General features: G+C 68.9%; 17 protein-coding genes. 13 read left to right on the top strand and 4 right to left on the bottom strand.

Features of this window, described 5'->3' with window-relative positions; genetic code table 11:
• Positions 1–9 precede the first annotated feature (9 nt).
• The 5 genes from recF (at position 10) to DW297_RS14760 (ending at position 6910) form a co-directional block, all read left to right on the top strand.
• Entirely contained in the window at positions 10–1203 is a 1194-nt protein-coding gene (gene recF / locus DW297_RS14780) for a DNA replication/repair protein RecF (RefSeq protein ID WP_136033741.1), read from the top strand.
• Entirely contained in the window at positions 1196–1699 is a 504-nt protein-coding gene (locus DW297_RS14775) for a DUF721 domain-containing protein (RefSeq protein WP_136033739.1), read from the top strand. Before recF ends, DW297_RS14775 begins: the two co-directional genes overlap by 8 nt.
• Positions 1700–1817: 118 nt before the next feature.
• The gene (gyrB, locus tag DW297_RS14770) at positions 1818–3899 is read left to right on the top strand and encodes a DNA topoisomerase (ATP-hydrolyzing) subunit B (protein WP_136033738.1); all 2082 of its coding nucleotides are present in this window, start codon (positions 1818–1820) and stop codon (positions 3897–3899) included.
• Positions 3900–3950: 51 nt separating this feature from the next.
• Complete coding sequence (gene gyrA, locus DW297_RS14765; RefSeq protein WP_136033736.1) at positions 3951–6509, top strand: DNA gyrase subunit A; 2559 nt, start codon at positions 3951–3953, stop codon at positions 6507–6509.
• A complete protein-coding gene (locus DW297_RS14760) occupies positions 6506–6910 on the top strand; it encodes a DUF3566 domain-containing protein (protein WP_136033734.1) in 405 nt (134 codons plus the stop codon). The genes gyrA and DW297_RS14760 overlap by 4 nt, the downstream gene beginning before the upstream one ends.
• Positions 6911–6975: 65 nt before the next feature.
• Here the strand turns inward: DW297_RS14760 and DW297_RS14755 are convergent, their stop codons facing one another.
• A complete protein-coding gene (locus tag DW297_RS14755) occupies positions 6976–7686 on the bottom strand; it encodes a VIT1/CCC1 transporter family protein (RefSeq protein ID WP_136033731.1) in 711 nt (236 codons plus the stop codon).
• A gap of 117 nt (positions 7687–7803) precedes the next feature.
• Here DW297_RS14755 and DW297_RS14750 point away from each other — a divergent pair, with 117 nt between their 5' ends.
• Genes DW297_RS14750 through DW297_RS14740 form a run of 3 tightly spaced genes read left to right on the top strand, consistent with a single transcriptional unit; the run spans position 7804 to position 10672 of the window.
• Complete coding sequence (locus tag DW297_RS14750) at positions 7804–9069, top strand: sensor histidine kinase (RefSeq protein ID WP_136033729.1); 1266 nt, start codon at positions 7804–7806, stop codon at positions 9067–9069.
• On the top strand, positions 9057–9746 hold the full coding sequence (locus tag DW297_RS14745; protein ID WP_136033727.1) for a LuxR C-terminal-related transcriptional regulator: 690 nt from the start codon (positions 9057–9059) through the stop codon (positions 9744–9746). Before DW297_RS14750 ends, DW297_RS14745 begins: the two co-directional genes overlap by 13 nt.
• Positions 9743–10672, top strand: coding sequence for a DUF4097 family beta strand repeat-containing protein (locus DW297_RS14740; RefSeq protein WP_136033725.1), 930 nt, complete (start codon positions 9743–9745; stop codon positions 10670–10672). Before DW297_RS14745 ends, DW297_RS14740 begins: the two co-directional genes overlap by 4 nt.
• Positions 10673–10830: 158 nt before the next feature.
• Here the strand turns inward: DW297_RS14740 and DW297_RS14735 are convergent, their stop codons facing one another.
• Together DW297_RS14735 and DW297_RS14730 are read right to left on the bottom strand one after the other, a co-directional pair.
• Positions 10831–11721, bottom strand: a complete 891-nt coding sequence (locus DW297_RS14735; protein WP_136033723.1) for a rhomboid family intramembrane serine protease — start codon at positions 11719–11721, stop codon at positions 10831–10833.
• A gap of 21 nt (positions 11722–11742) precedes the next feature.
• Entirely contained in the window at positions 11743–12300 is a 558-nt protein-coding gene (locus DW297_RS14730; protein ID WP_136033721.1) for a peptidylprolyl isomerase, read from the bottom strand.
• A gap of 146 nt (positions 12301–12446) precedes the next feature.
• Between DW297_RS14730 and DW297_RS14725 the strand changes: the two genes are divergently transcribed.
• Together DW297_RS14725 and DW297_RS14720 are read left to right on the top strand one after the other, a co-directional pair.
• Positions 12447–12944, top strand: coding sequence for a DNA helicase (locus DW297_RS14725; RefSeq protein ID WP_136033719.1), 498 nt, complete (start codon positions 12447–12449; stop codon positions 12942–12944).
• On the top strand, positions 12941–13423 hold the full coding sequence (locus DW297_RS14720) for an aminoacyl-tRNA deacylase (RefSeq protein ID WP_206252146.1): 483 nt from the start codon (positions 12941–12943) through the stop codon (positions 13421–13423). Before DW297_RS14725 ends, DW297_RS14720 begins: the two co-directional genes overlap by 4 nt.
• A 10-nt stretch (positions 13424–13433) precedes the next feature.
• Here the strand turns inward: DW297_RS14720 and DW297_RS14715 are convergent, their stop codons facing one another.
• Positions 13434–13856 carry an NUDIX hydrolase gene (locus DW297_RS14715; RefSeq protein WP_136033717.1) on the bottom strand — a complete coding sequence of 141 codons (423 nt, stop codon included), beginning with the start codon at positions 13854–13856 and terminating at the stop codon, positions 13434–13436.
• A 137-nt stretch (positions 13857–13993) separates the two neighbouring features.
• On the opposite strand from DW297_RS14715, the gene DW297_RS14710 reads away from it, so the two are divergent.
• From DW297_RS14710 to DW297_RS14700, 3 genes are all read left to right on the top strand, one after another.
• Positions 13994–14443 (top strand): iron chaperone, encoded by a 450-nt coding sequence (locus DW297_RS14710; protein ID WP_136033714.1) that lies wholly within the window; start codon positions 13994–13996, stop codon positions 14441–14443.
• A gap of 50 nt (positions 14444–14493) precedes the next feature.
• Positions 14494–15618, top strand: a complete 1125-nt coding sequence (locus tag DW297_RS14705) for a M24 family metallopeptidase (protein ID WP_136033712.1) — start codon at positions 14494–14496, stop codon at positions 15616–15618.
• Between the two features lie 151 nt (positions 15619–15769).
• A partial coding sequence (locus DW297_RS14700) for a DUF7507 domain-containing protein (RefSeq protein WP_136033710.1) occupies positions 15770–21692 on the top strand: 5923 nt, incomplete at its 3' end.

Here is a 21692-nt window from a genome sequence, read left to right as displayed (position 1 = left end):
GCTGGCTCCGTGATTGTGGAGCACCTGAACCTGGTCGATTTCCGCAATTACGCGACCGCTGATCTGGCTCTTCATCGCGGCCCCAACGTCCTCGTCGGACGGAACGGACAGGGCAAGACGAACCTCGCGGAGGCCGTCGTCTTCCTGGCCACGCTCGGCTCGCACCGGGTGTCGTCGGATGCGCCGCTGGTGCGAGACGGACAGGACTTCGCGGTCATCCGCGCGCGGCTCTCCCATGGCGAACGGCGTGTGCTGGTCGAGGTGCAGGTGAACCGGCAGGGATCCAACAAAGCCCGCATCAACGGCTCGCCATCGAAGGCGAACGAGCTGCCACGCTACGCCCACGTCGTCCTCTTCGCGCCGGAAGACCTGCAGATCGTCCGTGGTGATCCGTCAGCCAGACGACGGTTCGTCGATCAGCTGCTGATCCAGCGCACCCCCCGGATGGCTGCGGTGCTAGGCGACTACGACCGCGTGCTCAAGCAGCGCAACGCCCTGTTGAAGTCGGCCAGGGCGCGGGGCGTCCGCGGCGAGGGCTTGAGCACGCTCGACGTGTGGGATGACAAGCTGGTCGCGCTCGGCGCCGAGATCATCACCGCGCGCCAGCGTCTCGCCGCGGATCTGCAGCAGCCCGTGGCCGAGGCCTACGCTGCGATCGCCGGCGCCGACCACCGGCCCCGGTTGGAGTGGGCGCTGTCCGTGGCCGGTGCCGATCCGGAGGACGATGCCGACGCCGAGGAGCAGGAGGTGTCGTCGGCCGCGGCCGAGCAGCGCATCGACGTCGCTCGCACGGCCGAGCTGTTCCGCGCGTCCCTGACAGCGAAGCGAACCCAGGAGCTCGACCGCGGGCTCACGCTGTCGGGTCCGCACCGCGACGACCTTGTGCTGCGCGTGCGGGACCTCCCGGTCAAGGGGTACGCCTCGCACGGGGAGTCCTGGTCGGTGGCCCTCGCGCTGAGGCTCGCCTCGGCCGAACTGCTGCGCAGCGAGTCACCCGCGGGTGATCCGGTCCTGATCCTCGACGACGTGTTCGCCGAGCTCGACGCGGATCGACGCCAGCGCCTCGCGTCCCTCACCGCGGGCTACGAACAGGTGGTCGTCACCGCGGCGGTGGAGGAGGATATCCCCGAGGTGCTGCACGCACACGTGGTGCGGATCACGGCGGGCACCATCACCGACGAGCGGGAGGCACCGGATGAGTGACGTGGCCGCCGACGCCGTCATCGAAGCTCCCGAGACCGTCGCCACCTACTTGCGTCTGCGCGGTCTGACGCCGAGTGCGAAGAACTGGAAGCGCAAGCGTCGGATCACGGTCGACGACGACAACGCCCCCTTCACACCGGGCCGCGACCCCGGAACGCTCGGCGATGTGCTCGACCGGCTCAGCCGCGACGCAGGGTGGGAGACCACGCTCGCCAGGGAGGACCTCGTCCGGCAATGGGCCGACCTGGCCGGCGCCGACACCGCGAAGCACTCCGAGCCGGTGTCGCTGGAGCGTGGACTGCTGACGGTGAAGTGCGACTCGACTGCCTGGGCGAAGAACCTGCAGTTCATGCGCGCGACGATTCTGACGGAGATCGGGAGACGGTATCCGGAAGCGGGCGTCGAGAACCTCCGCTTCATCGGACCGGACGTCCCCTCCTGGAAATGGGGTCCCAGAGTCGTTCCAGGACGGGGCCCGCGCGATACCTACGGGTAGGGCACCATGCAAGGGGTCTGACACGCTCAGAGGGCCACACGCGGCCGTTGAGCGGCATATCGACTCGAAACCCGGCTAGAATGGGAGTTCGAGCTATCGATCTGGAGAATGCCCTCTGATGACGCCTGAATCCCCTGCTGACGAGACGGAATCGAACACCGGGGGAACCCCCGCACCCGAGGGAACCACCGAGTCGTCCGCCAACCGCCCGAAGCAGCAGCCGGGAGAGTACGGCGCCGACTCGATCCAGATCCTCGAAGGCCTCGAGGCCGTCCGCAAGCGCCCCGGCATGTACATCGGATCGACGGGACCGCGGGGTCTGCACCACCTGGTCTACGAGATCGTCGACAACTCGGTCGACGAGGCCCTCGCCGGCTACGCGGACACGATCCTGGTGACCCTGCTGGCCGACGGGGGCGTCCGCGTCGTCGACAACGGCCGCGGCATCCCCGTGGACCCGCACTCGTCCGACCCGTCGAAGTCGACGGTCGAGGTCGTGCTCACGATCCTCCACGCCGGTGGCAAGTTCGGCGGCGGCGCGTACGCGGTCTCCGGCGGTCTGCACGGCGTCGGCTCGTCGGTGGTGAACGCGCTCTCCACGCGCTTCGACGTCGAGGTGAAGCAGAAGGGCTTCGTCTGGAACCACAGCTTCGCGAACGGCGGTGTCCCCCAGCAGAAGCTGGAGAAGGGTGCCGCGACCGACGAGACCGGCACCAGCATCACCTTCTGGCCGGACGCGGAGATCTTCCAGGAGACGGTCGAGTTCGACTACGACACGCTCCGTACGCGCTTCCAGCAGATGGCGTTCCTCAACAAGGGACTGCGGATCGAGCTGTCCGACGAGCGCCCGGACTCCGCGTACGAGACGGAGGAGGACGGGCAGGCCGTCACCAAGCAGCCGTCCGACGTGTTCTTCTACGAGCGCGGTCTCGTCGACTATGTCGAGTACCTCAACAAGGTGCGCAAGGCCGAGGTCGTGAACGACGAGATCATCGCGTTCGAGTCGGAGGACACCACGCGCAAGATCTCGCTCGAGGTTGCGATGCAGTGGACCACGTCGTACACCGAGAACGTCTTCACCTACGCGAACACGATCAACACCCACGAGGGCGGCACGCACGAGGAGGGGTTCCGCGCGGCACTGACCACGCTGGTCAACCGCTACGCCCGCGCCAACAACCTGCTCAAGGAGAAGGACGACAACCTCTCCGGCGACGACGTGCGCGAGGGCCTCACGGCCGTGATCTCCATCAAGCTCGGGGAGCCGCAGTTCGAGGGCCAGACCAAGACCAAGCTCGGTAACACGGAGGCGAAGGCATTCGTGCAGAAGGTCGTCGGCGACCAGCTCGGCGACTGGTTCGAGCGCAACCCGAACCAGGCGAAGAACGTGATCCGCAAGGCGATCGACGCCGCGACCGCCCGACTCGCCGCCCGCAAGGCCCGCGAGACCGCGCGCCGCAAGAGCGTGTTCGAGTCTGCGGCCATGCCCGACAAGCTCAAGGACTGCACGAGCAAGGACCCGTCGATCAGCGAGATCTTCCTCGTGGAGGGTGACTCGGCCGGCGGCTCGGCCGTGCAGGGCCGCGATCCGCACACGCAGGCGATCCTCGCGCTGCGCGGCAAGATCCTCAACGTCGAGCGTGCGCGCCTCGACAAGGCGCTCGGCAACAAGGAAGTCCAGGCGATGATCCAGGCCTTCGGCACGGGCATCGGCGAGGAGTTCGACATCGAGAAGGCGCGGTACCACAAGATCGTGCTCATGGCCGACGCCGACGTCGACGGTCAGCACATCACCACGCTGCTGCTCACGCTGCTGTTCCGCTACATGCGCGGGCTCATCGAGGCGGGCTTCGTGTACCTCGCGATGCCGCCGCTCTACCGCCTCAAGTGGTCGAACGCCCCGCACGAGTACGTGTTCAGCGACGCCGAGCGCGACGCCCTCCTGAAGTACGGGCTCGACAACGGCAAGCGCATCCCGAAGGACGCCGGCATCCAGCGGTACAAGGGTCTCGGCGAGATGAACGCCAAGGAGCTGTGGGAGACCACGATGGACCACACCACGCGCACCCTGCGTCAGGTGACCATCGAAGACGCCGCGGCCGCCGACGAGATCTTCAGCGTGCTGATGGGTGAGGACGTCGAGTCGCGACGCAGCTTCATCCAGCGCAACGCCAAGGACGTCCGCTTCCTCGACATCTGAGCGCGAGCTCGCCTCCTCGCTCGCTCAACGACCGGAAATTGAAGAGAACACATGACTGACGAAGAACGTCCCGACATCAACGAGGGCCACGACCACGGCAAGATCGACCAGGTCGACCTGCAGTCGGAGATGCAGCGCAGCTACCTCGACTACGCCATGGCCGTGATCGTCGGGCGCGCGCTCCCCGACGTGCGCGACGGCCTCAAGCCCGTGCACCGCCGCGTGATCTACGGCATGTACGACGGCGGATTCCGCCCGGACAAGTCGTTCTCGAAGTGTGCCCGCGTGGTCGGCGAGGTCATGGGGCAGTACCACCCGCACGGTGACTCCGCGATCTACGACGCTCTGGTGCGCCTGGTGCAGCCGTGGTCGCTGCGGTACCCGCTCGCGCTCGGCCAGGGGAACTTCGGCTCCCCCGGCAACATGGGCGCGGCGGCCCCCCGATACACCGAGACGAAGATGGCTCCGCTCGCGCTCGAGATGGTGCGCGACATCGAAGAGGAGACCGTCGACTTCACCGACAACTACGACGGACAGACGCAGGAGCCGACGGTCCTGCCGGCCCGGTTCCCGAACCTGCTCGTCAACGGTTCGGTCGGCATCGCGGTCGGCATGGCCACGAACATCCCGCCGCACAACCTGCGCGAGGTGTCGGACGCGGCGCTGTGGGCCCTCGACAACCCGGACATCTCCCGCGAGGAGCTGCTCGACGGTCTGATCCAGCGGATCCCCGGGCCGGACTTCCCCACCGGCGCGCAGATCCTCGGCACGAAGGGCATCCACGAGGCCTATCGCACGGGACGCGGCTCGATCACGATGCGCGCGGTCGTGAACGTCGAGGAGATCCAGGGCCGCACGTGCCTCGTGATCACCGAGCTGCCGTATCAGGTGAACCCCGACAACGTCGCGGTGAAGATCGGCGACCTCGCGCGCGACGGGAAGATCACCGGCATCGCGGACATCCGTGACGAGTCCTCCGACCGCACCGGTCAGCGCCTCGTCGTGGTGCTCAAGCGTGACGCGGTCGCGAAGGTCGTGCTCAACAACCTGTACAAGCACACGCAGCTGCAGGAGAACTTCGGCGCGAACATGCTCGCGATCGTCGACGGTGTTCCGCGCACGCTCGCGATCGACGGCTTCGTCACCAACTGGATCGCGCACCAGATCGACGTGATCGTGCGGCGCACCCAGTTCCGCCTCAACGAGGCCGAGAAGCGCATGCACATCCTGCGCGGCTACCTGAAGGCGCTCGATGCCCTCGACGAGGTGATCGCGCTCATCCGCCGATCGCAGACCACGGCCGACGCGAACGAGGGCCTGCAGAAGCTCCTCGACATCGACGAGATCCAGGCCGATGCGATCCTGCAGATGCAGCTGCGTCGCCTCGCGGCCCTCGAGCGCCAGAAGATCATCGACCAGGCCACCGAGCTCGAGGCGCAGATCACCGAGTACAAGGCGATCCTCGCCGACGAGGGCCGGCAGCGCACGATCATCCGCGAGGAGCTCACCGCGATCGTCGACCGCTTCGGCGACGAGCGTCGCACGCACATCCTGCACGGGTTCGACGGCGACGTCTCGATGGAAGACCTCATCGCCGAAGAGGAGATGGTCGTCACCGTCACGCGCGAGGGCTACATCAAGCGCACGCGCAGCGACAACTACCGCTCGCAGCACCGCGGTGGCAAGGGCGTCAAGGGCGCCCAGCTCCGCGCCGACGACATCGTGGAGCACTTCTTCGTCACCACCACGCACCACTGGCTGCTGTTCTTCACGGACAAGGGCCGCGTCTACCGCGCCAAGACGTATGAGGTGCCAGAGGCCGGTCGCGACGCGAAGGGCACCCACGTCGCCAACCTGCTCGCCCTGCAGCCCGACGAGAGCATCGCCCAGGTGCTCGACATCCGCGACTATGAGGTCGCCGACTACCTCGTCCTCGCGACCCGCGACGGTCTGGTGAAGAAGACCCGACTCGACGCGTACGACACGAACCGTCAGGGCGGCGTGATCGCGATCCGCCTCAACGAGGAGGACGAGCTCGTCAGCGCGCTGCTCGTCAACGCCGAGGACGACATCCTCCTCATCAGCCGCCGAGGCATGTCGGTGCGGTTCGAGGCGACCGACGAGGCGCTGCGCCCCATGGGTCGCGCGACCGCCGGTGTGCGCGGCATGAAGTTCAAGATCGACGGCGACTGCCTGCTGTCCGCCTCGGTCGCGGCCGCCGGGAAGTTCGTCTTCGTGGTCACCGACGGCGGGTACGCGAAACGCACGGCGGTCGAGGAATACCGGGTCCAGGGCCGTGGTGGAACGGGCATCAAGGTCGCGAAACTGAACGACGATCGGGGCACTCTCGCGGGTGGTCTGATCGTCGCGGAGGACGACGAGGTCTTGGTGGTTCTGTCCAGCGGCAAGGTGGTACGCTCTGCCGTGGCCGAGGTCCCCGCGAAGGGTCGAGACACCATGGGAGTGGTGTTCGCCCGCACGACGGAGGCCGACCGCATCCTCGCCATCGCCCGTAACGGTGAGCGCGGTCTCGCAGAAGACGAGGCCGAAGCGGATGTCGACACCGAGGCCCCCCAGACGACAGAGACACCCGAGGATACAGACGCATGAGCACAGTGGCCGACAAGCTGGCGAAGAAGTCGACCCGCAAGACCAGTGGCAAGCAGGTTCGCCTCCGCCTGGTGTACGTCGACTTCTGGTCAGCGGTGAAGCTCTCCTTCCTGGGAGCCGTGGCTCTCGCCGTCGTCACGATGGTCTCCTTCTTCCTCATCTTCCTGGTGCTCCAGGCGACGGGCATCATGTCGACCGCAGACGAGTTCCTCCAGGGCATCACGGACAACGCGTTCGTGCTGTCCGAGGTCGTCGGCCTGCCGCAGGTGATGGCCTTCGCCGCGGTCGTGGCGATCCTGAACCTGATCGTCTTCACGGTGCTCGGCGCCGTGATCGCCGGCATCTACAACCTCGCCGTGAAGGTGACGGGCGGCCTGCTCGTCGGCTTCATGTCGAACTGACGCGAGTCACGACGAAGGGCGGGTGCCGCAGCACCCGCCCTTAGTCGTGTGCACGGCGCGGCGGCTCAGACCACGCCGGTCGTTCCGAGGAGCGTGCCGATCAGCCACGTCGCGAGCAGCGCGAGCGCTCCGCCGATCACGAGCCGCAGTGCCGCTCGGCCCGGCGCGGATCCTCCGATCCTCGCCGAGATCGTGCCCGTCGCGGCCAGGGCGATCAACACCGCGACGAAGGTCACCGGGACTCGCCAGTCGGGCGGGGGCAGCAGGATCGCCAGCAAGGGGAGCAGCGCGCCGAGCGTGAACGCGATCGCGGAGGACAGCGCCGCGTGCCACGGGTTGACCAGGTCGTCCTGATCGATGCCGAGCTCCACCTCGAGGTGTGCCGACAGAGCGTCGTGCGCGGTGAGCTCCTCGGCCACACGGCGCGCGGTGACCTCCGTGAGCCCCCGGTCGCGGTACAGGGAGGTGAGCTCGGCGAGCTCCGCCTCCGGCATCGTGCGCAGCTCTTCCTTCTCCTTGGCAATGAGCGCGCGCTCGCTGTCGCGCTGGCTGCTCACGGAGACGTACTCGCCCAGAGCCATGGAGATCGCCCCACCCACCAGACCGGCGACGCCCGCGGTGAGGAGCGCGGCGTTATCCGTGGTGGCACCGGCGACGCCCACGACCAGCGATGCCACCGACACGATCCCGTCATTCGCTCCGAGGACACCGGCGCGAAGCCAGTTGAGGCGCTGACCCACTCCGGTGCCGTGCGGTTCTCCCTCGTGGGCTGTCATGCCACCAGTGAAGCAGACGAGGACAGTGGCGAGGGCGGTCCCGGGTAGGGAAAACCCGAACCGGAGTGTCCGGCTGCCTCGGTGCCCGCGTGGCACCCTCCCCCGTACCGTGGAAACATGACCACTCAGCCTGCGCCTCCGGCCGCCGCTCCGGCGAAGCCACCGCTGCGCCTCTTCCTCACGGTCCTGCATCTGGCGGGCATCGGCGTCCTCGGCGGCGGGATCTTCGCCACCCTCGGCGCACTGCTCGGGACGGGGATCGGCCTCGTGTTCGTCGCCGGCATCGGTATCGTCCTGCTCGTCGGTCTCGTCTACGCGCTCTACGGCCTCGGCTGGTTCGAGGTCGCGCGCGTCGCCGGTCTCTACCGCACCCCGCTCGCGCCCCTGCGACTGCAGCCGCGCGATCGTCCCGGCTTCGCCGGCTGGCTCCGCGCCCTCGGGCGACAGGCCATCGACGGACGCATGTGGCGTGCCGTCGCGAACTTCGCCATCTCGGCAGTGCTGGGCTGGGTCGTGCTCCGCCTGGCCTGGAGCCTCGTGTGGTCGATCATCATCTCCTTCGCCCCCCTGACCTCTGCCGACAGCATCATGGGACCCTTCGGCGGTGCCGGGATCCCCGTCGCCTGGGCTCCGCTCATCGGGATCTTGGGCGTCGCCGCATCGGCGGCCGGCATCATCGGACTCGCATTCCTGCACCGCACCCTGTCCCTGGCGATCGTCGCCCGCAGTCGGGAGACCGAGCTCACGGAGCGGGTGCGTGCCTCGACGGCGCAGCGGGAGGGAGCCGTGCGTGCGGCCGACGTGGAGCGCACCCGCATCGAGCGGGATCTCCACGACGGCGTGCAGCCGCGTCTCGTCTCGGTCGGCATGACCCTGGGCCTGGCCCAGCAGAAGATCGACACCGATCCCGACGCGGCCAAGGACCTCATCTCGGAGGCGCACACCTCGACGAAGGCGGCGATCACCGAGCTGCGGCAGCTCGCGCGGGGCATCCACGCCTCGGTCCTCGACGACCGCGGGCTGGACGCGGCGCTGTCCGCACTCGCCGGCCGTTCGCACATCCCCGTGCACCTCGACGTGCGGATGGACGGGCGGTGCAGTCGTGAGGCCGAGGCCGCGGTGTACTTCTCGATCGCGGAATCCCTCACCAACGCCGCCAAGCACTCTCGCGCGAGCGAGGCCCGGGTCACGGTGCGACTGCGCGAGGGCAACGTGCTGTGGGCCCGCGTGGAGGACAACGGCATGGGCGGCGCGCAGGTGCTCCCCGGCGGCGGCCTCGACGGCATCGCGAACCGGATCCTCGCCGCCGGCGGAACGTTCCGCCTGGACAGCCCGCTCGGTGGTCCGACCAGCCTGGAGGTGAACGTGCCATGCGCATCCTGATCTGCGAGGACTCGGTCCTGCTGCGGGAGGGGCTCGTGCGTCTGCTGGAAGACGCGGGTCATCAGGTGGTGGCCGCGCTCACCGACACCGACGGTGTGGCGGAGGCCGTGGCATCCGCCGACCCGGAGCTCTGCATCCTGGACGTGCGGCTTCCTCCGACGTTCACCGACGAGGGGATCCGTGCGGCGCTGGCGCTGCGGGCGACGCATCCGTCCCTTCCGATCCTCGTGCTGTCGCAGTACGTGGAGGAGCGCTACGCGTCTGACCTGATCGCGGCGCAGGGAGGGCCCCTGGGTTACCTGCTGAAGGACCGGGTCGCCGACGTCGCGGAGTTCATCGAGTCCGTGCAGCGGATCGCCGACGGAGCGACCGTGCTCGACCCGGAGGTCGTGGCGCAGCTGCTCACGCGACGCAACCGCGACGACCGGATGCTGCGCCTCACGGAACGTGAGCGCACCGTGCTGGCACTGATCGCGGAGGGCAAGTCGAACCAAGCGATCGCCGGACTGCTGTTCGTCTCCGAGGCGAGTGTCGAGAAGCACATCACCTCCATCTTCCAGAAGCTGGGGTTCGAGCAGGACGAGTCGGGAAACCGTCGCGTGCTGGCGGCCCTGGCACACATCGAGAACACGGGCGGCCCCACGCCGCCGACCGGACAGACAGGAATGGCACGATGACCACCGAAGATCAGGGCCCCCAGGGCGGCCACACGCCGCTCACCCCTCCCCCTGCGACGGCACCTCACGCCCCGGCCGAGCCCGCACCGATGGTGTCGGGCGGCTCCGGTACCGAGCCCGGACGTTCCTCGGGCGCCACGGCGATCCTCGTGATCACCGCGGTGGTGGGCGGCCTCGCCCTGCTCGGCGCCGGAGGCACGGCGGCGGCCGCAGCCGCGGGCTCCGTGATGTCATCGAGCCGACCCGACTCGGTCCAGACCGTCGGCGTGGACGGGATCGACGGCGTCGACCTCGATGCCGACGCGAGCAGTGTGCGGGTGGAGTTCGGTGACGTGGACGACGCCGAACTGGCGGTCACGAACGGCCGCGGGCAGGCCTGGACGTTCGAGCGGGAGGGCGACGAACTCGTCGTGAAGAGCCCGCGGGGTGTGTTCGGCTGGTGGTTCGGCAACTGGTTCGGCGACGAGGAGGTCGCGGTGCTGACGTTGCCCGAGAGCCTGCGCGACGCCGGTCTGGATGCGAACCTCACGCTCAACGCGGGCAGCCTGGATGTGACGGGTGACTTCGGTGACCTCGAGCTCGACGTGAACGCGGGGTCGCTCGATGTCGAGGGCGCGGCGGAGACGCTCGACGTGCAGATGAACGCCGGGCGCGCCGACATCGTGCTGGACTCCGTGGCCGAGGCCGACCTGGGCATCTCGGCGGGCGATCTCACGGTGGAGCTCACGGGCTCGGCGCCCGCGCGCACATCGGTCGATGCGAGCGCGGGATCGGTCGACCTCACGCTGCCCGACGTGGAGTACAGCCTCACCCAGGACGTGAGCGCCGGCTCGCTCGATGCCACCGTCGATCAGGGGTCGAACGCGCGACACACGATCGACGTCTCCCTCGCGGCGGGGAACGTGACGATCCGACCCGGGCGCTGAGCCGCGGGAGCACGGAGGGGCCGGTACTCGGAGAGTGCCGGCCCCTCCGTGCCGTCGCTCACGGCGTCGGCGAAGTTATCCACAGTTCTCTCCACAGCATGGGGAGAATTACACCGATGTTATTCACAGGCGTTAACAACTCTGTTAACAACTCGGGATCAGGCCAAAAGGAGCAGCGGCGGAACGAACGCCACGATCACGAGCAGGAGAACCACCAGGGCCGAGAGGAAGACGATCTGCCACACGCGCTGCTCACGGCGTTTCGTGCGCGTATAGATGAAGGCCACGATCGCGCCCACGATGGCCCCGCCCAGATGCGCCTGCCAGGAGATACCGCCGGCGAAGAACCCGAAGGCGAAGTTGATCGCGAGGATGACGAGGATCCCGGTCACGTTCGCCCCGATGTGGCGGCCGATGATCAGCAGCGACGCGAGCAGACCGAAGATGGCGCCGGAGGCTCCGACCGTCCATGAGCCCGGCGCGAGGATCGCGACCATGACCGATCCACCGAGTCCGCTGATCAGGTACAGCGCCAGGTAGCGCGCCCGCCCCAGCATGGGTTCGAGGCTCTGGCCGAGCATCCACAGCGCCAGCATGTTGAGCGCGAGGTGCACGAAGCCGCCGTGCACGAACAGCACCGTCAGCAGTCGCCACGGCTCGAACGGCACCGCGAACAGGTTGGGGTAGAGGAACGGTGCGTAGAAGCCCAGCGCCTGTGTGATCGGCTGGTTGAGCCCGGGGATGAGCTGCACGAGGCCGATGAACGACGTGATCGCCAGCAGCACGTAGGTGACGACGGGCTTGCCGTCGCGGGTCATCGCCAGAGCACCGCCGCGGTTCCCCCAGCGTCGGGCGGCCTTCTTCTGGGCGGGAGTGCGGTTCTTGCGTTCGGCCGCCATGCACTCCGGGCAGATCACGCCGACGGCGGCCTGGGTCTGGCACTCGGGGCAGATGGTGCGCAGACACCGCTGGCAGAGCACGAAGCTCTGCCGATCCGGATGCCGGTAGCAGAAGTTGTCGCGATTACTCGTGAACTCGGGCGTCGACATCCGGATCGGCCGCGGCTTCCGTCAGGCGGCGACGATGTCGATCGACTGCAGCACGACCGGCTCGACCGGGCGGTCACCGGCCGCGGTGGGCACGGCGGCGATGGCGTCGACGACCTTCTTCGAGGCGTCGTCGGCGACGGCGCCGAAGATGGTGTGCTTGCCCTGCAGCCACGGGGTCGGGTCGGTCGTGATGAAGAACTGCGAGCCGTTCGTGCCCTCGACCTTGCCGGTGATGGCGTTGCGGCGCAGGCCGGCGTTGGCCATCGCGAGGATGTAGGGCTCGTTGAAGTCGAGCTCCCCGTTGATCTCGTCATCGAAGTTGTAGCCGGGGCCGCCCACACCCTGACCGAGCGGGTCGCCGCCCTGGATCATGAAGTTGGGGATGATGCGGTGGAAGATGACGTCCTTGTAGAGAGGACCCTCACCCGGCTTGCCGGTGGCGGGGTGCGTCCACTCCTGGGTGCCGTCGGCCAGGCCGACGAAGTTCTTGACCGTCTTGGGAGCGTGGTCGCCGAAGAGGTTGATGACGATGTCACCGTGGTTGGTGTGCAGAGTTGCGACGTGGGAAGCGTGAACCATGCCCTCATTCTCGCAGAGCTTCCGATGAGTGGCCCGGGTCTGTACATCCCCTCGGCGGATGATGCAAGGGGCGGGCGATTCCCTCCCCCCATCCAGGGTGTCGTGGCAAGATGGGGAACCCGTACTCCAATGGACAGGAGAGCATCGTGAGCCTCAGCCGCAAGCGGAAGAAGCAGCTTCGTCGTCTTCAGAAGGACGCCAACCAGCTGTGGGAGGACCAGCAGGTGCTCGTCGGCCACGCCGCCGACGTCGCCCGAGAGGCCGGCCGTCAGCTCGGCAACTTCAATCGGGAACAGCTCGTCCCCGCCGTCCAGGACACCTACAACCGTCGTGTCGCCCCCGTGGTCGACCGCGGCGTGAAGGTCGGCAGGCACGTCGTCGACGACAAGGTCGTGCCGATCGTCGGCGGCGTCGTCGGCACCGCGCTCACCGCGTGGGATGTCGCCAACGCGAAGCGTCAGGGCATCGAATACAAGGCCCGCAAGGCCGTCGCTCCGAAGAAGGGCCCCGGCCTCGGCTCGGTCATCGCGATCGTGCTGGGTGCGGCTGCGGCCGTCGGAGTGCTCTACGCCGCCTGGCAGGCCCTCCGCGCCGACGACGAGCTCTGGGTCGCCGACGACCCGCTGTCGGCTCCCGACGCGTGACCACCCCCGACCCGCACGCGCGGGTGCGGGATGCTGCGGCCGCCCGCGGACTCGACATCGAGATCCGCGAGCGGCCGCAGGCGCGCAGCCTGCATGAGGCCGCGGAGATCCTGGGCATCCCGCCGTCCGGCATCGTAAAGACCCTCGTGGTGAAGCGCTCCGACGACACCTATCTGTTCGCCCTGGTCCCCGGCGGTCGGTCGATCTCGTGGCCCAAGCTGCGTGCCGTGGTCGGCGTCAACAAGCTGCGACTGCCCGAACCCGAGCTCGCCCTCGCGGCCACGGGGTATGAGCGGGGCACGATCGTCCCGATCGGCAGCACGACCGATTGGCCCGTGTACGCCGACGAGTCCATCGTCGGGCAGCGGATCGCCATGGGAGCGGGTGCGCACGGTTACAGCCTGTTCGTGGACGCCGACGACCTGATCGCCGCCTACGGCGCCACCGTCGCCGACATCTCCATTCCCGAGGAGCGCTGACCGCCAGCGCTCAGGCGAGTCCCGCCATCCGGATGGCGATGTCGACCAGCTTGACCCGCTGCAGCCCCGCGACGGCCGCGAGCGGAAACCACTCGGCCCTGTCGGTCGAGCCCTCGGTCTCGAAGCGCAGCCGTCCGCCGGTGACCTCGGCGCGGTAGACGATGCGCAGTGTGTGGAGTGGTTCCGCCGCCTTCTGCACCCGCCGCCCTGCCGGGATCACCCGCGAATGGATACCGAGCAGCGCGCCGACCCGCACGGTGTACCCGGTCTCCTCGCGCAACTCCCGGCGGACCGCGTCCTCCGGGGCCTCGCCCGGCTCGAGCCCGCCGCCCGGCATGGTCCACGCCGTGCGACGCCCCTCGATCCAGCGCGCCAGGAGGAGCCGGCCACCCTCATCGGTGACGACCCCGTATGCGGCGACGCGCAGGTCCATGGCTCACACCCTATCCGCAGGGCACGCCACGCTCCGACCACGTGTCGGCCGGCGCGCATCGATCACGAATCGAGAAGCGACGGCGCTCGGATGGTTCCTATTCTGTGGAGATCAGCCACACCGAGAGGACGGAAACCATGGCCGCCGACAACGAGAAGAACTTCACCGCCGAGGAGCGCGAGGCCATGCAGGCCGCCGCGAAGGAGGCCCGCACCCGACGGTCGCGTGCCAAGAAGTCGCCCGAGGAGCTGAGGGCGGCCGGCGAAGCCGATATCACGGAGGCCATCGACAAGCTCGACGAGCACGACAGGACGCTGGCGCGGAAGCTGCACGACCTGGTCTCCGAAGTCGCCCCCGACCTGGTGCCGCGCACGTACTACGGCATGCCCGCGTGGGGTCGAGACGGGAAGGTGCTGTGCTTCTTCCAGCCCGCGAGCAAGTTCAAGGTGCGCTACGGGACGTTCGGGTTCGAGCCGATCTCGAACCTCGACGACGGCACCGTGTGGCCCACGGCGTACGCTGTGATCGACCTGACGCCGAAGGACCGGGAGTTCCTCGCGGACCGGCTGCGCCAGGCCATCAGCTGAAGCGCTCCGAAGCCGAGACAGCGACGGCACCCCGGCACTACCGTGGAACCGTGAGCACTCCCCCGTTCCCCGCCTCCGTCTACGCCTCCCGACTCACCCGTGCAGCCGCGCTCGCCGCGGACGCCGGACTCGACGCCGTGGTCGTCGGACCGGGGCCCGACCTCCAGTACCTGCTCGGGGTCGAGGGGGACACGATCGAACGGCTCACGGCGCTGGTGCTCACCCCCGACGCGCGCGCGACCATCGTGGTGCCGCGCATGGAGCTGGCGAAGATCCGCAGCACCGCGGCCGGCGAACTCGGTCTGACCATCGCCGACTGGGTGGACGGGGAGGATCCGTATGCCCTGGTGCTCGCGGCGGCGGGCGAGGTCCAGCGGGCCGGGGTCTCCGACGCGCTGCCCGCGCTCCACGTGGTGCCGATCGCGGAACGCCTGGGGGTGCGGGTGGAGCTCGCGACCCCGGTGCTGCGCGAGGGGCGGATGATCAAGGACGACGCGGAGATCGCGGAGCTCCGGCGTGCGGGTGCCGCCATCGATGCCGTGCACCGCCGCGTGCCCGAGTGGCTGCGCGCCGGACGGACGGAACGCGAGGTGGCGGGCGACATCGCCGCCGCGATCGTCGAGGAGGGCCACCGCACGGTCGAGTTCGTGATCGTCGGATCCGGTCCGAACGGGGCCGACCCGCATCATGAGGTCTCCGACCGGGTGATCGAGGAGGGCGACATCGTCGTGGTCGACATCGGCGGTGCGGTGCCCAGCGGCTACAACTCCGACAGCACACGCACCTACGTCGTCGGCGACCCCGGCGCGGAGGAGGCCGAACGCATCGCCGTGCTCGTGCGGGCGCAGCAGGCCGCGGTCGATGCCGTGCGTCCCGGGGCGACGGCCGCCGAGGTCGATGCCGCCGCGCGCACGGTGCTCGCCGAGGCCGGACTGGGCGAGGCGTTCCTGCACCGCACGGGCCACGGGATCGGTGTCTCGGTGCACGAGGAGCCCTACATCGCTCCCGGCAACGACCTCGTGCTGCGGCCGGGGATGGCGTTCAGCATCGAGCCGGGCATCTACTTCCCCGGTCGGTGGGGCGCCCGGATCGAGGACATCGTGATCGTGACGGACACCGGAGCGGAGCGGGTGAACCTGGCCCCGCACGCCCTCGTCTCCGCCGCTCGGCAGTGACCTTCGGCTATCAGCGAATACCTAAAGTCATCACGGTGAATTCCTAAAGTCACCCATCGTCGCATTTCCGGCGGGGCTAGCCTGCTGAGTGCTGGAGCCCCGTGCTCCGGCGATTGCTGATTCCATCTGGCGGGGGTTGCCGGAGGGTCGGATGTTCGCCTCAGAACACCACAATTTCATCGCGCCGACTGCAGGACGGAACGAGACGAGACGCCGCTGGGCGATCATCGCCCTGCTCGCGCTGCTCGCCAGCCTCCTCGTGACGGTCGTCGCGCCGCCCAAGCCGGCCGAAGCCCAGTTCCAGTTCTCCTGTACGAGTACGGAGGGCGTCGGGTACTTCGTCAACACGGGCTCCGGCTCCGTCTCGATGATCTACACCGGCACCGACACGAACATCCGGAACATCCCCGTCGGCGGCACCCCCTACGGTGTGACGTCGCTCCCGGACGGATCGCGGGTCTACGTGGCGAACGGCAACGGGTCCGTACAGGTGATCGACACCGCGACCCTCGCGGTCACGACGATCAACCACCCGTCGTTCTCCGCGTCGGTCGGCGCGTGGAGCTCCGCCGACGGCTCGCAGGTGTTCATCTCGAACATCGGGTCCAACACCGTCAGCGTGATCGACACCGCGACCAACACCGTGTCCCGCGTGATCACGGTCGGCGCCGCCGGTTCTCGTCCGGGATGGGTCGATGCCTACGGAAACGAGCTGTTCGTCGCCAAGGACGACGGCACCAACGGCGGGATCTCCGTGATCGACATGAGCAGCACCTCGACGACGACGTCCCGCGTCATCGCGGGAGCGGCTCCGGCGCACACGGTCGCCGTCAACGCCACGTACATCGCCGCCGCCAGCGAGACCGTCCTGTCGATCCCGATCCGCAACAGGACCGCGCCGTCGGCCCTCGTGCGCACCATCACGACCACCGAGCAGATCCACGGACTCACGTTCGTCCCCAACACCAACTACCTCGTGGCCAGTGGCGAGGCCGGACACACGTTCGTGTACGACGCGTCGACCGGGGCGCTGCTGCGGACGTTCACCGCGGGTGGCTCGAACATGCGCGTGCCCGTGGCCTCGCCGATCAGCAACGAGGTCTACATCGCCGGATACTCCACGCCCACGGGCACGCTGGACCGGCTCGTGACCACCGGGGCTCCGGCCACCTGGACCTACACCGCCAATCAGACGGCCCTGCAGAACGCTCCCGACGGCCACACCCCCGCGTTCTCCTGCCTGCCGCCGCTCTCGGGTTCCAAGTCCTTCGCCAAGTCGCCGATCGCTCAGGGCGAGACGACCACCCTGACGATCACGATCAACAACACCAACCTCGCCCCCACCACCGGCATCACCGGGGCGGCGCTGACCGACAACCTGCCCTCCAACATCCGCATCGCACCGACGGGCACGGCGACGACGACATGTACCGCCGCAACACTCACGGCGCCCCCCGGCGGGACGACCGTCAGCCTGAGCGGTGCTTCGATCCCCGCGGCCACCGGGCCGAACGGGGCGATCGTGCCGGGAAGCTGCACCATCACCGTGCCGGTGATCGGCGTCACACCCGGCGCCCAGACCAACACGATCGAGCCCGGGGCTCTCTCCGCGAACATCGTGGGCGAGACGGCGAACTCGTTCTCCGCACCGATCGAGGTGCTTCCCCCGGCGATGCAGATCGCGAAGACGAACGACGACGCCGACGGGATCGTCGACGGCGGACAGACGCTGACCTACTCGATCACGCTGACCAACGCCGGGACGATCCCGCAGACGGGCGTCACCGTCGACGACGTGCTCCCCGCGGGCGTCACCTATGTGCCCGGGTCCACCGTCGCCACGCAGGGCACCACCGTGCGCGACAACGCGGCGGGAGGGACCAACCCCGACCTCGTCGGCGGCGATCCCGTCGCCGGGTCGCTCGTCGGACCGACGGATCCGTTCACGATCCCTCCGGGCGAATCGCTCGTGGTCACCTACCAGGTGACCGTGGACACTCCCGCGCCGGAGACGATCGACTCGTACACCAACACCGCCAGCGCCAGCTCCACCCAGGAGCCGACGCCGATCAGCACGACCGACACCGTGCAGGCCCTGTCCACCCTCGATCTCGTGAAGTCCGCGGGCACCCCGGTCGACGTCAACGGCAACGGGACCACCGACACCGGCGACACCATCGCCTACACCTTCACCGTCACGAACACCGGTAACACCACCATCGCGAACATCGCCGTCACCGATCCGAAGCTCGGCGCGATCACGTGCGACGCCACGACCCTGGCACCCGACGCCGTGGCCACCTGTACCGCGCCGCCCTACGTCATCACCCAGGCGGAGACCGATGCCGGCGCCGTCGACAACAGCGCCACCGCGGCGGGCACCGACCCCAGCGGCGACCCCATCGCCTCGAACGAGTCGACCACCTCGACACCCACCGAGCAGGCCCCGGCACTGCTGTTCGACAAGACGGCCGCCGCCCCGGTGGATGTGAATGCGAACGGCATCACCGACGCGGGCGACACCATCGCCTACACGTTCAGCGTCGCCAACACGGGCAACGTCACGATGAGTGGCATCACCGTCACCGACCCGAAGATCGGCGCGGTGACCTGCGACGTGACCACCCTGGCTCCCGGTGAGGTCGCGAGCTGCACCGCGCCCGCCTACACGATCACTGCCGCGGACCAGGACGCGGGCGAGGTCGCGAACACCGCGAGTGCCACCGGCACCGATCCCGGCGGCACCGCCGTCCCGTCGAACGACGACAGCACCACCACTCCGGTGGTCGCACCCGCACCGGCCCTCGAGATCGACAAGACCGCGGGAACGCCCGTGGACGTCAACGGGAACGGCTCGACGGACGTCGGCGACACCATCGCGTACACGTTCACGGTGACCAACACCGGCAACGTCACCGTGTCGGACATCGCCGTGAACGACCCCAGGGTCGGCACGGTGACCTGTGATGTCACGGCGCTCGGGCCGACGGGAGTCGCGACCTGCACGGCCGCCCCATACGTGATCACCCAGGCCGACATGGACAACGGCTCGGTGGACAACTCCGCCACCGCGAACGGCACGGACCCGACGGGCGGCCCGGTCGTGACCACCCCCGACACCACGACCACCCCCACCGACCAGGCGCCGGCGCTGTCGTTCGACAAGACCGCAGGCACCCCCGTGGATGTGAACGCCAACGGCATCACGGACGAGGGCGACACCATCGCGTACACCTTCACCGTCACCAACACCGGCAACGTCACGGTGGCGGGCATCGCGGTCACGGATGCCCTCGTCGGCGCCGTCACGTGTGACGTCACCACGCTGACGCCCGGAGCCGTGGCGACCTGCACCGCGGCGCCGTACACGATCACCGCTGCGGACGAGACCGCGGGCGAGGTCGTGAACAGCGCCTCGGCCGCAGGCACGGACCCGGGCGGTGACGCCGTCCCGTCGAACACCGACACGACGACGACGCCGGTCGTTGCCTCGGCACCGAGTCTCACGATCGACAAGGCAGCGGGTGCTCCGGTCGACGTCAACGGCAACGGGGTGACCGACGCCGGCGACACGATCGCCTACACCTTCACCGTGACCAACACCGGCAACGTGCCGCTCGCCGATGTCGCGGTGGACGACCCGAAGGTCGGCGCGGTCACCTGTGATGCGACCACCCTCGCTCCCGGTGCGGTCGCGAGCTGCACCGCCGCGACGTACACGATCACGCAGGCCGACGTCGACAACGGCTCGGTCGACAACTCCGCCACGGCCACGGGCACCCCGCCCGGAGAACCTGCGATCACCTCCGACCCCGACACCACGAGCACCCCGACCGACCAGACCGCGTCGCTCGTGCTGGACAAGACCGCGGGCACACCGGTCGACGTGAATGCGGACGGCCTGACCGACGAGGGCGACACCATCGCGTACACGTTCACCGTCACGAACACCGGCACCGTCACACTGACCGACGTAGCCGTCGACGACCCGAAGGTGGGCACCGTCACGTGTGACGTCACGACTCTCGCTCCCGGGGCCGTGGCCACCTGCACGGCAGCGCCGTACACGATCACCGCCGCGGACGAGACCGCGGGCGAGGTGGCGAACACCGCGACCGCCGCAGCCACCGACCCCGGCGGCGACCCCGCCCCCACCGCCGACGACAGCACCACGACCCCGGTCGTCGCCTCGGCCGCGGCTCTCACGATCGACAAGGTCGCGGGCGCCCCGGTGGACGTCGACGGCAACGGCATCACGAACGCCGGTGACACGATCGCGTACACGTTCACGGTGACCAACACCGGCAATGTGGCGGTGTCGGAGATCACGGTGGACGACCCGAAGGTCGACGCGGTGACGTGTGATGTGACCACCCTGGCCCCCGGTGCGGTCGCGAACTGCACCGCGGCGCCGTACGTGATCACCGCTGCGGATGAGACCGCGGGCGAGGTCGCGAACACCGCGACGGCCGCGGGCACGGACCCGGACGGCGACTCGGTCGCCTCCGACCCCGACAGCACGACCACTCCGGTCGTCACGCCGGCGCCGGCGCTGTCGTTTGAGAAGACGGCGGGGACGCCGGTGGATGTGAATGCGAATGGCATCACGGATGAGGGTGACACGATCGCGTACACGTTCACGGTGACGAACACCGGCAACGTGACGGTGACGGATGTCGCGGTCACGGACGCCAAGGTGGGTGCGGTGACGTGTGATGTGACGACGCTCGCGCCGGGTGCGGTCGCTTCGTGTGCGTCGGCGCCGTACACGGTGACGGCGGCGGATGAGGCTGCGGGTGAGGTGGCGAACACGGCGACGGCGTCGGGGACGGCTCCGAACGGTGACCCGGTTCCGTCCGACCCGGATTCGACGACGACGCCGTCGCAGGCGTCGGCTCCGAGTTCGACGATCGAGAAGACCGCGGGTTCCCCGGTGGATGTGAATGGCAACGGGGTCACCGATGTGGGCGACACGATCGCGTACACGTTCACGGTGACCAACACCGGCAACGTGCCGCTGGCCGATGTGACGGTGAACGATCCGAAGGTCGGCGCGGTGACGTGTGATGTCACCACGCTCGCCCCCGGTGCGGTTGCGAACTGCACCGCGGCACCGTATGTGATCACGCAGGCCGACGTGGACAACGGCTCCGTCGACAACTCCGCCACGGCCACGGGCACCCCGCCCGGAGAGGACCCTGTTCCGTCTGAGCCCGACACGACGACCACCCCCACCGACCAGACCCCGGCGCTCGAGCTGGACAAGGTGGCCGGCACGCCGGTCGACGTGAACGGGGACGGCCTCACCAACGCCGGGGACACGATCGACTACACCTTCACCGTGACCAACACCGGCAACGTGACCCTGACCGATGTCGCGGTCGCTGATCCGAAGGTCGGCACGGTGACCTGCGATGTGACGACCCTGGCACCGGGCGCGGTCGCCACCTGCACCGCCCCGGCGTACACCGTCACCACGGATGACGAGGCCGCCGGCGAGGTCGCGAACACCGCGACCGCCTCGGCGACAGACCCCGCGGGCGACCCGGCACCCACCGACGACGACAGCACCACCACCCCGGCCGTCCCGGCCGCGCCGGCGCTGTCGTTCGAGAAGACCGCGGGTGCTCCGGTGGACGTGAACGCGAACGGCATCACGGATGAGGGCGACACGATCGACTACACGTTCACGGTGACCAACACCGGCAACGTGACCCTGACCGACATCACCGTCAGCGACCCGAAGGTCGGGACGGTCACCTGTGACGCCACCACCCTGGCGCCCGGGGCCGTTGCGAGCTGCACGGCGGCGACCTACACGGTCACGGCCGAGGATGAGGCGGCGGGCGAGGTCGCGAATACCGCTACCGCCACGGGGACGGAGCCCGGCGGTGACCCGGTCCCGTCCGACCCGGATTCGACAACGACCCCGTCGGAGGCGTCCGCGCCGAGTTCGACGATCGACAAGACCGCGGGTGACCCGGTGGACGTCAACGGCAACGGCCTGACCGATGCGGGCGACACGATCGCGTACTCGTTCACGGTCACGAACACGGGCAACGTCCCGTTGTCGG

It is taken from the genome of Microbacterium sp. PF5 (genome assembly GCF_004794315.1).
GTDB lineage: Bacteria > Actinomycetota > Actinomycetes > Actinomycetales > Microbacteriaceae > Microbacterium > Microbacterium sufflavum.
This window is presented reverse-complemented; position numbering and strand designations above follow the sequence as displayed.

Coding starts and splice junctions, on each gene's coding strand:
- DW297_RS14775 (WP_136033739.1), top strand. CDS start 1,196: ATGAGTGACGTGGCCGCCGACGCCGTCATCGAAGCTCCCGAGACCGTC.
- gyrB (WP_136033738.1), top strand. CDS start 1,818: ATGACGCCTGAATCCCCTGCTGACGAGACGGAATCGAACACCGGGGGA.
- gyrA (WP_136033736.1), top strand. CDS start 3,951: ATGACTGACGAAGAACGTCCCGACATCAACGAGGGCCACGACCACGGC.
- DW297_RS14760 (WP_136033734.1), top strand. CDS start 6,506: ATGAGCACAGTGGCCGACAAGCTGGCGAAGAAGTCGACCCGCAAGACC.
- DW297_RS14755 (WP_136033731.1), bottom strand. CDS start 7,686: ATGACAGCCCACGAGGGAGAACCGCACGGCACCGGAGTGGGTCAGCGC.
- DW297_RS14750 (WP_136033729.1), top strand. CDS start 7,804: ATGACCACTCAGCCTGCGCCTCCGGCCGCCGCTCCGGCGAAGCCACCG.
- DW297_RS14745 (WP_136033727.1), top strand. CDS start 9,057: ATGCGCATCCTGATCTGCGAGGACTCGGTCCTGCTGCGGGAGGGGCTC.
- DW297_RS14740 (WP_136033725.1), top strand. CDS start 9,743: ATGACCACCGAAGATCAGGGCCCCCAGGGCGGCCACACGCCGCTCACC.
- DW297_RS14735 (WP_136033723.1), bottom strand. CDS start 11,721: ATGTCGACGCCCGAGTTCACGAGTAATCGCGACAACTTCTGCTACCGG.
- DW297_RS14730 (WP_136033721.1), bottom strand. CDS start 12,300: ATGGTTCACGCTTCCCACGTCGCAACTCTGCACACCAACCACGGTGAC.
- DW297_RS14715 (WP_136033717.1), bottom strand. CDS start 13,856: ATGGACCTGCGCGTCGCCGCATACGGGGTCGTCACCGATGAGGGTGGC.
- DW297_RS14710 (WP_136033714.1), top strand. CDS start 13,994: ATGGCCGCCGACAACGAGAAGAACTTCACCGCCGAGGAGCGCGAGGCC.